The following is a 12957-nucleotide window of genomic DNA, read 5'->3' as shown; positions in this document are numbered from 1 at the left end:
AGCAACTGGAGGCAGATCAGGCTGCTTGCGGAGCCTCGGCCGGTTTGACCGCGTCCTCGTAGGAGACCTGCTTGTCGGTGACTTTTGCCTGCTTGAGGACAGTATCCACGACTTGTTCTTCCAGTACAACCGAACGCACTTCGTTCAGCTGCTGCTCGTTCTGGTAGTACCACTTCACTACCTGCTCGGGCTCCTGGTAGGCCGCCGCCATCTCTTCGATCAGCTCGCGAACGCGGGCGTCATCGGGCTTGAGCTCGAACTGCTTGACCATCTCGGCGATGATCAGACCCAGCAGCACGCGGCGCTTGGCCTGCTCGCTGAACAGCTCGGCCGGCAGCTGCTCGGGCTGGATGTTGCCGCCGAACTGCTGGACGGCCTGGACGCGCAGACGATCCACTTCGTTGCTGATCAGGGCAGCCGGGACGTCGATCTGGTTGGCAGCCAGCAGACCGTCCATGACCTGGTTCTTGACCTTGGTCTTGAGGGCCTGGCGCAGCTCGCGCTCCATGTTTTTGCGTACTTCGGCGCGGAAACCTTCGACGGTGGTCTCTTCCACACCGAACTGCTTGAAGAAGGCTTCGTTCAGCTCGGGCAGCTCGGGCGCGGCCACTTCCTTGACGGTGACCTTGAACTGGGCGGCCTTGCCGGCCAGATCCAGGTTCTGGTAGTCCTCGGGGAAGGTCAGGTCGAGCACGCGCTCGTCACCGGCCTTGGCGCCGACCAGACCGTCTTCGAAACCGGGGATCATGCGGCCCGAACCCAGCACCAGCTTGGTGCCTTCGGCGGAACCGCCAGCGAAGGCTTCGCCGTCCTGGGTGCCGACGAAGTCGATGGTGACCTGGTCGTCGTTGGCGGCAGCGCGGTCAACGGCTTCGTAGCGGGTGCCCTGCTTGCGCAGCACGTCGAGCATCTTGTCGATGTCGGCGTCTTCGACGCTTGCGTCCTGACGCTCGATCTCGATGCCGTCCAGGCCCTTCACTTCGAACTCGGGGAAGACTTCGAAGGTGGCGACGTATTCCAGGTCCTTGCCCTTTTCGAACACCTTGGGTTCGACGGCGGGTGCGCCGGCCGGGTTGAGCTTCTGCTCGACAACGGCTTCGTAGAAGGTTTCCTGAATGAGATCACCCAAGGCTTCCTGACGAGCCGAGGCTTCGTAGCGCTGGCGGATGACGCTCATGGGTACCTTGCCCGGGCGGAAACCGGGAACCTTGGCACGCCGTGCAGTCTGCTGCAGACGCTTGTTCACTTCGGTTTCAATACGCTCGGCCGGCACGCCAATGGTCATGCGACGCTCGAGAGCAGAGGTGTTTTCAACGGAAACTTGCATGGATATTCCTCGTGGCACAAGAACAGGCCGGCACTCCGACCCCCCAGAATCAAGGGCGACCATTCTAGAGACAGTCTCAGGCGAAGTCACCTGGCTTGATCCAGCGGTGCGTACGGGTGCCACCGAAGCGAGCCCGGCCGAGCCCGAGGAAGGCAACATTTTGTCGTCCGCTTAACGTTGTACGACGTCGTATGTAGTGCTAAACCCAGAGGGCAAGCTAACGAAAAGGCCGCCTGCGGCCCATTCACAACAACAACAATCGTTAGGAGAGCCGCCCCCATGGAGCGATCCGGTTCCGTCGAAAAATCCGTAACCCTGAACAAGGCGCAAGGCTCCGGCCTGCGCCGCCTGGCGAAGCTGCTGGGCCCCGGCATCATCGCGGTGCTGTCCTGGCTGGGCGCCGGGGACCTCATCACCTCCTCGGTGGCGGGCGCCAACTACGGCTACGCCATGATGTGGGTGCTGGCGGTGTCCCTGCTGCTGCGCTTTCTCATCGTCAACATCATTGCCCGCTTCCAGCTGTGCAATAACCGCGGCATGTCGATCCTGGAAGGCTATGCCCAGCTGCACCCGGCGTTCGCCTGGTTCATGCTCGGCTATGCGCTGATCATGGGGCACCTGACCAATGCCTATATGCTCAAGGGCGCGGGCGAAGCCCTGGCCACCCTGCTCCACCTCGACCAGCCGCTGCTCTGCTCGGCGGCGGTGGTGATCGCGGTCTGGCTGCTGGTGGGCCGCAATTTCTACGCGCTGATCGAGGGCGTGATGAAACTGCTGCTGGCGGTCATGACGCTGGCCTTCATCACCCTGGCGGTGATGTCGGGTCCGGATTTGGGCGGCATCCTGCGCGGCACCATCGGCTTCAGCATCCCGCCGGACGAAGGCGTGCACGGCGCCCTGCTGGTGGCCGTGTCGGTGATCGGCGCCGTGGCCGGCTCCATCGCCAACTTCGTGCATCCCTATGTGATGAAGGAAAAGGGCTGGACCGGCCCGGAACACAAGCGCATCCAGCGCAACGACCTGCTCTTCGCGGTGGTGGTCGGCATCGTCATCAACCTGGCGATCTGGGTGGTCGGGGTGGAGATCCTCAGACCCAATGGGTTGCAGGTGAACACCCTGAGTGACCTGGGCGCGGCCCTGGAGCTGTTCTTTGGCGCCGGCGGCTGGCTGATCTTCTTCACCGGGGTCTTCGCCACCCTGTTCGCCAGCGTGGTGGGCAAGACCACCGCCTTTCCCATGCTGATCACCGACGCCCTGCAGCACATCCGTCCGGAACGCCGCGAACGCTATGGCAAGACCTTTCACAAGGACCCGGCGCACAAGTGGTTCCTGCTCTTCATCCTGGTGACGCCGCTGGTGTGGTCGCTGCCGGGCATGCCCGACTTCGTGACCCTGACCATCGGCGTGAATGCCCTCAACATCGTCGGCCTGCCAGTGATCTCCCTGGGGCTGCTGATCATGTCCAACCAGAAGTCGCTGCTGGGCGACAAGTACCGCAACAACTGGTTCGAGAACCTGGCGCTGGGCTTCGCCACCCTGCTGGCGATCTGGGTCGCGATCCAGCTCGGCCTGCAGCTGCTGGGCTAGGTCCTCCCCTTCGGGGGTGGATTCGCCGCCCCTGCCTCTTCAAGGAGTCTAGAGATGCCTGAACAGAACGAACGTCCGCTGCTGCTGCAGGTAGGTCCGCTGTTGCCTGCCCTGCAGGACGCCCTGAATTCACGCCATGAGGTGCTGCGGCTCTGGGAAGCACCCGATCAGGCCGCCCTGCTCGCCGCGCGTGGGCGGGACGTGGTGGCCCTGGTCACCTCCGGCGTGCACGGTGCGACACGCGAGTTGATGAGCGCCCTGCCCGGCCTGCAGGCGGTGTTCAGCTTCGGGGTGGGCTACGACAGCATCGACATCGCCGCGGCACGGGATCTAGGCGTGGTGGTGAGCAACACGCCTGGCGTGCTGGACGACTGCGTCGCCGATACCGCCTTCGCCCTGCTGATCGACGTGGCACGGGGCATCAGCGCCGCGGATCGTTTCGTGCGCCGCGGCGATTGGCGGCAGGGCAAGTTTCCGTTGACCTCGCGCCTGGCCGGCAAGACCTGCGGCATCGTCGGCCTGGGCAACATCGGCAAGAGCATCGCCCGGCGGGCAGAAGCTTTCGGCATGGAGGTGGCCTATCACGGACGCCAACCGCAGCCGGACGTCCCCTATCGTTATCACGCCGAGCTGGAAGACTTGGCGGAGGCGGCGGATTTCCTCGTCCTGTCGCTGCCCGGCGGACCGGCCACCGACAAGCTGGTCGACGCCCGGATCCTCGCCGCCCTGGGACCGCACGGCTATCTCATCAATATCGCCCGCGGCAGCGTGGTCGACGAGCTCGCCCTGGTGGCCGCCTTGCAGGCCGGCAGCCTGGGTGGCGCCGGCCTGGATGTCTTCGCCGAGGAGCCCGAGGTGCCCGCGGCACTGCTGGCGCTGGACAACGTGGTGCTCACCCCGCACCTCGGCAGCGGCACCCACGAGACCCGCCAGGCCATGGCCGACCTGGTGCTGGCCAACGTGGAGCGCTATTTCGCCGAGGGACGCCTGGTCACGCCGGTCTAACGGCAGGCGCCTACGGGCTACTCGATGGCCGGCAGGGTCTTGCCGCGGATGCGGCGCGCCAGGGAGTCGTAGATCTCGCGGCAGCCTTCGGCCCAGAAGCGGTCGGGATCGTCCTGGGGTTCGAGGGCGACGGAGAATTCGCCCTCGCGCTCCTTGAGCACGAAGTGGTCGTTGGTATAGAAGAAGGACAGGCCGATGGCGAAGGTCTGGGGCGTGCCGGCGAGGTCATCGACGATCACCGTGAGGTCATAGCGGGCATAGACCTCCAGTTCGCGCACGATATTGCCATCCACGCGCTTTTCCAGGCCCAGCCCGGCATCCACCTGATCGGCCGGGGTGAGGCCCAGGTAGCGGGTGAAGCAGTCCGGCAATTCATGCAGGCGGCGCTCCAGTCCCTGCCAATAGGCTTCTTCCCGCTCGGCCGCCTTGCTCAGCGCCTGACTCAATGCCTGATATCGTTCCATTGCCGTTCCCATCTGTTCACTGGAGGCCGTCGACGGACGACCGACAGCTCTGAGACCCCAGCCGGGTCCCGGGGTGCCGCACCGATCGGCGACGGGCCTCAGGGCGTCGGCCAGCCCAGCACTGGCGTGCGGGTTTCACCCAGCAGGAAGTCGCGATTGGCGTCGGTGCAGGCGCGCAGGTAGTCGGTCACCAGGGTGATGCGCCGCAGGCGACGCAGGTCTTCGCGGTAATAGAGCCAGAATTGCCGGGTGATCTGGATCTGCTCCGGCAGCAGCGCCACCAGCCGCGGATCGGGCTCGGCGACAAAGCACGGCAGGATGGCCAGGGCGTGCCCGCACAGGGCCGCCCGGTACTGGGCGATCACGCTGGTGCTGCGCAGGCCGCTGCTGGCCTCGGGCAGGATCCGCTCCAGATAGAGCAGCTCGGGGCTGAAGGCGAGATCGTCGACATAGGTGATGAATCTGTGGCGCTGCAGATCGGCCAGTTGCACGATGGGTGGATGGCTGGCCAGGTAGTCGGCGGCGGCATAGAGCCGCAGGCGGTAATCGCAGAGCTTGCGGCAGACATAGGGCCCCCGCTCGGGCCGCTCCAGGGTGATGGCGATGTCGGCTTCGCGGCGCGACAGGTTGACGAAGTGCGGCACCGGCAGCACCTCCAGGGTGATGCCCGGGTAGCGATCCTGGAAGAAGCTCAACTGGGGCGCGACGAAGTAGCTGCCGAAGCCTTCGGTGGCGCCGATGCGCACCTGGCCGGAAGGCGCCAGCCGAGTATCGGAGATCTGCTCGCAGGCGGTCTGCAGGGTGCTCTCCAGGGTTTCCGCGTGCACCAGCAGGCGCTGGCCTTCCATGGTGAGGCTGAAGCCGGTGCTGCGCGACTTCTCGAACAGCAGCGCGCCCAGCGCTTTTTCCAGGGCGGCGATCCGCCGCGACACGGTGGTGTAGTCGACCCCCAGCCGCCGGGCGGCCGCACTGGCCTTCTGGGTGCGCGCCACTTCGAGAAAGAATCTGAGGTCGTCCCAGTCGAGACGCGCAGCCGGGTTATTGGATTTTTGCATATCGGTCGGGCGTTTTTGTCGGAAGCCAGGAGACTTTTGCCGGAACTATACTGCTTACCAGGTCGCGTCACGAGCGGTGATGGCGCGAACCTCTGCTAGCCAACAACAATAACGAGCAGGCCACCATGACCCACCCTTACGCCCCATCCCGGCGCCAGGCCGGACGCTGCCCTTCCCTCCCGCCCCTGCAGGCCGCGGGGTATCGCCCATGACGGCCGGCGACGCCTTTCGCGAAGCGCGGGACTTCCTACTGCGCCATCGCACCGACTACGCCACCGCCGTCCGCGATTTCCGCTGGCCGCAACTGGAACAGTTCAACTGGGCGCTGGACCATTTCGATCGCCTGGCCGAGGAGCATGCCGGTCCGGCGCTGTGGCGCCTCGACGCCGAGGGCCGGGAAGAGCGCTACAGCTTCGCCGAGTTGCGCCAGGCGTCGAATCGCACCGCCAATTTCCTGCGCGCCCAGGGTGTGCGCCGCGGCGAACGCATCCTGGTGATGCTGGGCAACGAGGTGGCGCTGTGGGAGACGCTGCTTGGCGCCTTCAAGCTGGGCGCCGTGGTGGTGCCCGCCACCACTCTGCTCAGCGACGCCGATCTGCAGGATCGGGTGCAGCGCGGGCGCATCGCCCACCTGGTGGTGGGCAGTGCGCACACGGAGCGTTGCGCCAGTCTGGATGCCGGCCTCACCCGCATCTGCGTCGGGGCGCCGGTGCCCGGCTGGCAGTCCTATGCGCCGGCCGCCTGTGCCAGCGACTTCCTGCCGGATGGCCCGACCCTCGCCACGGATCCGCTGCTGCTCTACTTCACCTCGGGGACCACCTCGCGGCCCAAGCTGGTGCTGCACAGTCACAGCAGCTATCCGGTCGGGCACCTGTCCACCCTGTATTGGATCGGTCTGCAACCGGGCGATGTGCACCTCAACATCTCGTCCCCCGGTTGGGCCAAGCATGCCTGGAGTTGCGTCTTCGCGCCCTGGAACGCCGGCGCCTGCGTGTTCATCCATGACGTGCCGCGCTTCAAGCCCCAGGCGCTGCTGGAGGTGCTGGCGCGCTATCCGGTCACCAGCCTCTGCGCGCCGCCCACGGTGTGGCGGATGCTGATCCAGGAGGATCTCGCCGCCTATCGCGAGCGCCTGCAGCTCCGCGAGCTGGTCGGCGCGGGCGAACCGCTCAATCCCGAGATCATCGACAGTCTGCAGGCGGCCTGGGGGCTGACCCTGAGAGATGGGTTCGGCCAGTCGGAAACCACCGCCTTGGTGGGCAACACCCCCGGACAGCCGCTCAAGCCGGGCTCCATGGGGCGCCCGCTGCCCGGGTGTCACATCGCGCTACTAGATGCCGATGGCCGGCCGGGCGACGACGGCGAGGTGGCCCTGGCCCTGCAGCCACGGCCGGCCGGGCTGATGCTGGGCTACGAAGACAGCCCGGAAAAGACCGCCGAGGTGATGCGCGACGGCCATTACCGCACCGGCGATACCGCGGTGCGTGACGTCGAGGGCTACATCACCTTCGTCGGCCGCGCCGATGACGTCTTCAAGTCGGCGGACTACCGCATCAGCCCCTTCGAACTGGAGAGCGCCCTGATCGAGCACCCGGCGGTGATGGAGGTGGCGGTGGTGCCCAGCCCCGACCCCCTGCGCCTGAATGTGCCCAAGGCCTTCGTCATCCTGGCCGCCGGCCACGCGCCTTCGCCTGAACTCGCGCAGGAGCTGCTCGGCTTCGCCCGCGGCTGCCTGTCGCCCTACAAGCGGGTACGCCGCCTGCAATTCGTCAGCGAATTGCCCAAGACGCTGTCCGGCAAGATCCGCCGCATCGAATTGCGCCTCGGCGAGGCCCAGCGCCGCGCCGGCGGCAGCGCCGACCTCCACGACTACGCCGAAGAAGACTTCGCCGCCCAACCTGCCCCGGCCACCCCGGCCACCGCTCAGGAATCCCTGTCATGACCCAGACCGCCATCAAAGACGTGCCGCTGCTGATCGACGGCCAGTTCGTCTCCTCCACCAGCCGCGAAAGCCGCGAGGTGATCAATCCTGCGACCCAGGAGGTGCTGGCGCGGGTGCCCTTCGCCACCGCCGAGGAGGTGCAGCGCGCCGTCGCCAGTGCCAAGGCGGCCTTCGCCACCTGGCGCAAGACGCCCATCGGCGCCCGGGCGCGCATCTTCCTGCGCTATCAGCAGCTGATCCGCGAGCACATGAGCGAACTGGCCGCGCTGCTCACCGCCGAACAGGGCAAGACCCTGGCCGACGCCGAGGGCGATGTCTTCCGCGGCCTGGAGGTGGTGGAGCACGCCGCGGCCATCGGCAACCTGCAGCTGGGCGAGCTGGCCAACAATGTCGCCAGCGGGGTGGACACCTACACCCTGCTGCAACCCCTGGGCGTGTGCGCCGGCATCACCCCCTTCAACTTCCCGGCGATGATTCCGCTGTGGATGTTTCCCATGGCCATTGCCTGCGGCAACACCTTTGTCCTCAAGCCGTCGGAGCAGGATCCGCTGGTGACCATGCGCCTGGCCGAATTGGCGCTGGAAGCCGGGGTGCCGCCCGGGGTGCTCAACGTGGTCCATGGCGGACCGGCGGTGGTGGACGCCCTCTGCGATCATCCGGACATCAAGGCGCTGTCCTTTGTCGGCTCCACGCGCGTGGGCACCCACGTCTATCGCCGCGCCAGCGAAGCCGGCAAGCGCGTCCAGTGCATGATGGGAGCCAAGAATCACGCGGTGGTGATGCCCGACGCGCCCCGCGAGCAGACGCTGGCCAACCTGGTGGGCGCCGCCTTCGGCGCGGCCGGTCAGCGCTGCATGGCGGTCTCGGTGGTGGTGCTGGTAGGCGAAGCCAACAGCTGGGTGCCGGACCTGGTGGCCAAGGCGCGCAGCCTCAAGGTGGGTGCGGGTCACGAGCACGGCACCGACGTCGGCCCGCTGATCTCCTGCCAGGCGCTGGACCGGGTCAGCGGCCTGATCGAGCGCGGCGTGAGCGAAGGCGCGACCCTGGAGCTGGACGGTCGCAACATCCAGGTCGAGCGCTACGAGAAGGGCAACTTCGTCGGCCCGACGCTGTTCTCCGGGGTGACCACCGACATGACCCTGTATCGCGAAGAGCTGTTCGGACCGGTGCTATGCGTGATGCACGCGGCCACCCTCGACGAGGCCATCGCCCTGATCAACGCCAACCCCAATGGCAACGGCGTCGCCCTTTTCACCCGCTCCGGCGCCGCGGCGCGGCGCTTCCAGGAAGACATCGACGTCGGCCAGGTCGGCATCAACGTGCCCATCCCGGTGCCGGTGCCGCTGTTCTCCTTCAGCGGTTCGCGCGCCTCCAAGCTGGGCGACCTGGGGCCCTATGGCAAGCAGGCGGTGCTCTTCTATACCCAGACCAAGACCATCACCACGCGCTGGCCCGACGAGCAGGACGTCGGCAGCGCCGGGGTCGTCAACACCACCATCACCCTCAAGTAAGGGAGACGCCAGCATGCATCTGGGATTTCTGGGACTGGGCAACATGGGCGCGCCCATGGCCCGCAACCTGCTCAAGGCCGGCCATCAGCTGACCGTCTATGACCTTTCCACCGCCGCCCTCGAAGCGCTGCGCGCCGAAGGCGCCGAGGTCGCCGCCTCGCCCACCGCCGTTGCCGAGAGCGGCGCGGAAGTGATCATCACCATGCTGCCCGCGGCTGCCCATGTGAAGACGGTTTATCTGGGCGACGACGGGCTGATCGCTCGGGCCCGGCCGGGCACCCTGCTGATCGATTCCTCCACCATCGATCCGCTCAGCGCCCGGGCGGTGGCCAGCGCCGCCGCCGAGCGCGGTCTGGAATTGCTGGACGCACCGGTCTCCGGCGGCACCGGCGGCGCCGCGGCGGGCACCCTCACCTTCATGGTCGGCGGCAGCGAAGCCGGCTTCCAGCGCGCCCAGCCACTATTGGCCGCCATGGGCCGCAACCTGGTGCACTGCGGCGCCAGCGGCAACGGCCAGGTGGCCAAGGTGGCCAACAACCTGCTGCTGGGCATCTCCATGATCGGGGTGGCCGAGGCCATGGCCCTGGGCACCCGCCTGGGCATGGACGCCAAGACCCTGGCCGGAGTGATCAATACCAGCAGCGGGCGCTGCTGGAGTTCGGAGGTCAACAACCCCTATCCGGACGTACTGCCCCAGGCGCCGGCCTCGCGCGGCTACCAGGGCGGCTTCGCCGCCGACCTCATGCTCAAGGACCTGGGCCTCGCCACCGAGGCGGCGCGCGCCGTGCAGCAGCCGGTGGTCCTCGGCGCAGTGGCGCAACAGCTCTACCAGAGATTCAGCCGCGCGGGTGGCGGCGGGCTGGATTTCTCGGCCATCATCCAGGACTACCTGGACGAGGACGGTGCATGAGCGACGCCAAGGTACTGCTGGAAAGACGCGGCGGGGTCGGCTACCTGACCCTCGATCGCCCGGCCGGGCTCAATGCCCTGGATCTGGACATGGTGCGCGCCCTGCACGGGGCGCTGCGCGACTGGGAGCAGGACCCGGGCGTGCGGGTGATCGTGCTCCGCGGCAACGGGCCGAAGGCCTTCTGCGCCGGCGGCGATGTCCGGGCGCTGTACGACAGCTACCAGCGCGGCGACGACCTGCACCTGACCTTCTTCACCGAGGAATACGCCCTCGACCTGGCGCTGCACCGCTATCCCAAGCCGGTGCTGGCCCTGGCCCAGGGGCTGGTGCTGGGCGGCGGCATGGGCCTGGTCCAGGCGGCGCGGCTGCGGATCGTCAGCGAGCGCACCCGCATGGCCATGCCGGAAACCGCCATTGGCTATTTCCCCGACGTCGGCGCCAGCCATTTCCTGCCGCGCTTGCCCGACCACCTGGGTCTCTATCTGGGGCTGACCGGCGTGCAGATCGGTCCGGCCGATGCCCTGGCCGCCGGCCTGGCCGATGTCTTCATTCCCGAAGCGGCCAACGCCGACCTGCTGCAGCGCCTGGAGGCAGCCACTGCCCAGGGCCCCACCGACCTGGCCGCCCTGCTGCAGGAATTTGCCGCGGCGCCGGCCGAAGCCGCGCGCCTGACCGATCTGCGCCCGGCCATCGCCGAGCACTTCGCGGCGGCCACCGTCGAGGAGCTGCGCGCCAGCCTGGAGGCGGAGCAGCGCCCCGCCTATCGCGACTGGGCGCAGGAGACTCTCGCCACCCTGGACGCCCGTTCGCCGCTGGCGGTCGCCACCGCCCTGGAGTTGCTGCGCCAGGGCGGCGGGCTGTCGCTGGAACAGTGCTTCGCCCTGGAGCTGCACCTGGATCGCCGCTGGTTCGAAAAGGGCGAGATCGTAGAGGGGGTGCGCGCCATGCTGGTGGACAAGGACCGCACGCCGCACTGGAATCCGGCCCGCTGGCAGGACCTGGATCCACGCCGCGTCGCTGCCTTTTTCGCCGATTTTCGCCATTCCTGAGGGAGGCCCCCATGCACGACATCGAACTCACCGAAGAACAACGCATGATCCGCGACCTGGCACGTGACTTCGCCCGCCGCGAGGTCGCGCCCCACGCCCGCGCCTGGGAAAAGGCCGAGTGGATCGACGACGCCGTGGTCGCCCAGCTGGGTGAACTGGGCCTGCTGGGCATGGTGGTGCCCGAGCAATGGGGCGGCACGTACCTGGATTACGTCGCCTATGCCCTGGCGGTGGAAGAGATCTCCGCCGGCGACGGCAGCCTCGGCGCCCTGATGAGCATCCACAGTTCGGTGGGCTGTGGCCCGCTGCTGCGCTACGGCAGTGCCGCACAGCAGGATCGCTGGCTGCCCGACCTGGCCGCCGGCAAGGTCATCGGCTGCTTCTGCCTGACCGAACCCCAGGCCGGCTCCGAGGCGCACAACCTGCGCACCCGGGCGGTACTCGACGGCGACAGCTGGGTGCTCAATGGCAGCAAGCAATTCGTCAGCAACGGTCGCCGCGCGGGCCTGGCCATCGTCTTCGCGGTGACCGATCCGGAGCTGGGCAAGAAGGGCCTGTCGGCCTTTCTGGTGCCTACCGACACCCCCGGCTTTCGCGTCGAGCGCACCGAGCACAAGATGGGCCTGCGCGCCTCCGACACCTGCGCGGTCACCCTGGACAACTGCCGCATCCCGGCGGCCAACCTGCTGGGCGAGCGCGGCAAGGGGCTGGCCATCGCCCTGTCCAACCTGGAAGGCGGCCGCATCGGCATCGCCGCCCAGGCGCTGGGGATCGCCCGCGCGGCCTTCGAAGCGGCGCTCGGCTATGCCCGCGAGCGCATCCAGTTCGACAAGGCGATCATCCAGCACCAGAGCATCGCCAACATGCTGGCGGACATGCATACGCGCCTCAATGCCGCGCGGCTGCTGATCCTGCATGCGGCGCGGCTGCGCACGGCGGGCCAGCCCTGCCTGAGCGAAGCCTCCCAGGCCAAGCTGTTCGCCACCGAGACGGGCGAATGGGTGTGCTCCAAGGCCATCCAGATCCATGGCGGCTACGGCTACCTGGAGGACTACCCGGTGGAGCAGTACTACCGCGACATCCGCATCACCCAGATCTACGAAGGCTCCAGTGAAATCCAGCGCCTGCTGATCACCCGGGAACTCGATCGCTACGAAATGTGAGGGCGTCCGGGATGACGGCCGTGACCTGCCCAGCAAAAGCCGAAGATGACACCCAGGCGTCATCTGGACAGCACTGGGCGGGTGCTACGCTCCTGACAGGGATCGTGTCTGGTCCCGGTCTTGCCAAGGAATACCGTTATGGCCTCCCTGCTCGCCTGCATCGATGGATCTCCCCACGCCGAAAGCGTCTGCGACCACACCGCCTGGTTGTCGCGACGACTGGACGCGCCCGTCACCCTGCTGCACGTGCAGGAGTCGGCCAGCAGCGGCAAGAAGGTCGCCAACGGCGCCCCGGTCTATCTGGACGATGACGTCGGCGCCGGCATGGCCAAGGCGCTGCTGCTCAATGCCCGCCAACGCCTGCTGCAGCAGGGCCTAACCTCGGCGCCGCAGATCCTGCGCCGCCCCGAGGGGCTGGTGGATACCCTCAAGACCCTGGAAGCCGACACCCGCCTGCTGGTGATCGGCAAGCGCGGCGAGCGCTCCGGGGACAGCGGCATCGGCAGCCAGCTGGAGGCCGTGGTCCGCGCCGTGCACCGGCCGATCCTGATCTGCTCCGGGCCGTTCAAGCCGCCGCGGCAATTCACCATCGCCTACGACGGCCGGGAAGCCACCCACCAGGGCATCCTGGCGCTGGCGCGCAGTCCGCTGCTGGCCGGCATGAGCGGCACCCTGCTGCGCGTCGGCGAAGACGATCCGATCCTGCGCAAGCGCCTGGATGACCTTGCCCTGCTGCTGCGCAGCGCCGGTTGCCGGGTCGATACCACCGTGGCCCATGGCGACGTGGAGCGCATCGTCCCCCGCCACCTCGACGAACGCCGGGCCGACCTGCTGATCATGGGCGCCTACAGTCACTCCTCGGTCTGGCGCTTCCTGCGCGGCAGTCGCACCACCCAGCTGCTGCACAAGACCGAAGTACCGATGCTGCTGCTGCGCTGAGACCG

11 protein-coding genes are annotated in these 12957 nt (G+C 67.5%); 8 read left to right on the top strand and 3 right to left on the bottom strand.

What is annotated here, in order from left to right:
• Positions 1-16: 16 nt before the first annotated feature.
• On the bottom strand, positions 17-1327 hold the full coding sequence (tig, locus tag PSK12I2_RS0106225) for a trigger factor (protein ID WP_007162221.1): 1311 nt from the start codon (positions 1325-1327) through the stop codon (positions 17-19).
• Between the two features lie 279 nt (positions 1328-1606).
• On the opposite strand from tig, the gene PSK12I2_RS0106220 reads away from it, so the two are divergent.
• Entirely contained in the window at positions 1607-2914 is a 1308-nt protein-coding gene (locus PSK12I2_RS0106220; protein ID WP_007162220.1) for an Nramp family divalent metal transporter, read from the top strand.
• 54 nt (positions 2915-2968) lie between these two features.
• On the top strand, positions 2969-3919 hold the full coding sequence (locus PSK12I2_RS0106215) for a 2-hydroxyacid dehydrogenase (RefSeq protein WP_007162219.1): 951 nt from the start codon (positions 2969-2971) through the stop codon (positions 3917-3919).
• Positions 3920-3936: 17 nt separating this feature from the next.
• On the opposite strand, the gene PSK12I2_RS0106210 is transcribed toward PSK12I2_RS0106215, so the two are convergent.
• Both PSK12I2_RS0106210 and PSK12I2_RS23745 read right to left on the bottom strand, forming a co-directional pair.
• Complete coding sequence (locus PSK12I2_RS0106210; protein WP_169742432.1) at positions 3937-4383, bottom strand: hypothetical protein; 447 nt, start codon at positions 4381-4383, stop codon at positions 3937-3939.
• A 98-nt stretch (positions 4384-4481) separates the two neighbouring features.
• Positions 4482-5438, bottom strand: coding sequence for a LysR family transcriptional regulator (locus PSK12I2_RS23745; RefSeq protein WP_037007546.1), 957 nt, complete (start codon positions 5436-5438; stop codon positions 4482-4484).
• A gap of 208 nt (positions 5439-5646) precedes the next feature.
• Here PSK12I2_RS23745 and PSK12I2_RS0106200 point away from each other — a divergent pair, with 208 nt between their 5' ends.
• From PSK12I2_RS0106200 to PSK12I2_RS0106175, 6 genes are all read left to right on the top strand, one after another.
• Complete coding sequence (locus tag PSK12I2_RS0106200; RefSeq protein ID WP_027597702.1) at positions 5647-7380, top strand: AMP-binding protein; 1734 nt, start codon at positions 5647-5649, stop codon at positions 7378-7380.
• Positions 7377-8891 carry a CoA-acylating methylmalonate-semialdehyde dehydrogenase gene (locus PSK12I2_RS0106195; RefSeq protein ID WP_027597701.1) on the top strand — a complete coding sequence of 505 codons (1515 nt, stop codon included), beginning with the start codon at positions 7377-7379 and terminating at the stop codon, positions 8889-8891. Before PSK12I2_RS0106200 ends, PSK12I2_RS0106195 begins: the two co-directional genes overlap by 4 nt.
• A 13-nt stretch (positions 8892-8904) precedes the next feature.
• Positions 8905-9801 carry a 3-hydroxyisobutyrate dehydrogenase gene (mmsB, locus tag PSK12I2_RS0106190; RefSeq protein ID WP_027597700.1) on the top strand — a complete coding sequence of 299 codons (897 nt, stop codon included), beginning with the start codon at positions 8905-8907 and terminating at the stop codon, positions 9799-9801.
• Entirely contained in the window at positions 9798-10850 is a 1053-nt protein-coding gene (locus tag PSK12I2_RS0106185) for an enoyl-CoA hydratase/isomerase family protein (RefSeq protein WP_027597699.1), read from the top strand. The genes mmsB and PSK12I2_RS0106185 overlap by 4 nt, the downstream gene beginning before the upstream one ends.
• Before the next feature lie 11 nt (positions 10851-10861).
• Positions 10862-12013, top strand: a complete 1152-nt coding sequence (locus PSK12I2_RS0106180; RefSeq protein WP_007162212.1) for an acyl-CoA dehydrogenase family protein — start codon at positions 10862-10864, stop codon at positions 12011-12013.
• A 138-nt stretch (positions 12014-12151) separates the two neighbouring features.
• A complete protein-coding gene (locus tag PSK12I2_RS0106175; protein ID WP_007162211.1) occupies positions 12152-12952 on the top strand; it encodes a universal stress protein in 801 nt (266 codons plus the stop codon).
• Positions 12953-12957 lie beyond the last annotated feature (5 nt).

Source organism: Pseudomonas sp. MOIL14HWK12:I2 (assembly GCF_000510745.1).
Lineage (GTDB): Bacteria > Pseudomonadota > Gammaproteobacteria > Pseudomonadales > Pseudomonadaceae > Chryseomonas > Chryseomonas oryzihabitans.
The sequence above is the reverse complement of the archived record's forward strand: the minus strand, read 5'-3'. Positions and strand labels throughout refer to the sequence as shown.

Coding starts and splice junctions, on each gene's coding strand:
- tig (WP_007162221.1), bottom strand. CDS start 1,327: ATGCAAGTTTCCGTTGAAAACACCTCTGCTCTCGAGCGTCGCATGACC.
- PSK12I2_RS0106220 (WP_007162220.1), top strand. CDS start 1,607: ATGGAGCGATCCGGTTCCGTCGAAAAATCCGTAACCCTGAACAAGGCG.
- PSK12I2_RS0106215 (WP_007162219.1), top strand. CDS start 2,969: ATGCCTGAACAGAACGAACGTCCGCTGCTGCTGCAGGTAGGTCCGCTG.
- PSK12I2_RS0106210 (WP_169742432.1), bottom strand. CDS start 4,383: ATGGAACGATATCAGGCATTGAGTCAGGCGCTGAGCAAGGCGGCCGAG.
- PSK12I2_RS23745 (WP_037007546.1), bottom strand. CDS start 5,438: ATGCAAAAATCCAATAACCCGGCTGCGCGTCTCGACTGGGACGACCTC.
- PSK12I2_RS0106200 (WP_027597702.1), top strand. CDS start 5,647: ATGACGGCCGGCGACGCCTTTCGCGAAGCGCGGGACTTCCTACTGCGC.
- PSK12I2_RS0106195 (WP_027597701.1), top strand. CDS start 7,377: ATGACCCAGACCGCCATCAAAGACGTGCCGCTGCTGATCGACGGCCAG.
- mmsB (WP_027597700.1), top strand. CDS start 8,905: ATGCATCTGGGATTTCTGGGACTGGGCAACATGGGCGCGCCCATGGCC.
- PSK12I2_RS0106185 (WP_027597699.1), top strand. CDS start 9,798: ATGAGCGACGCCAAGGTACTGCTGGAAAGACGCGGCGGGGTCGGCTAC.
- PSK12I2_RS0106180 (WP_007162212.1), top strand. CDS start 10,862: ATGCACGACATCGAACTCACCGAAGAACAACGCATGATCCGCGACCTG.
- PSK12I2_RS0106175 (WP_007162211.1), top strand. CDS start 12,152: ATGGCCTCCCTGCTCGCCTGCATCGATGGATCTCCCCACGCCGAAAGC.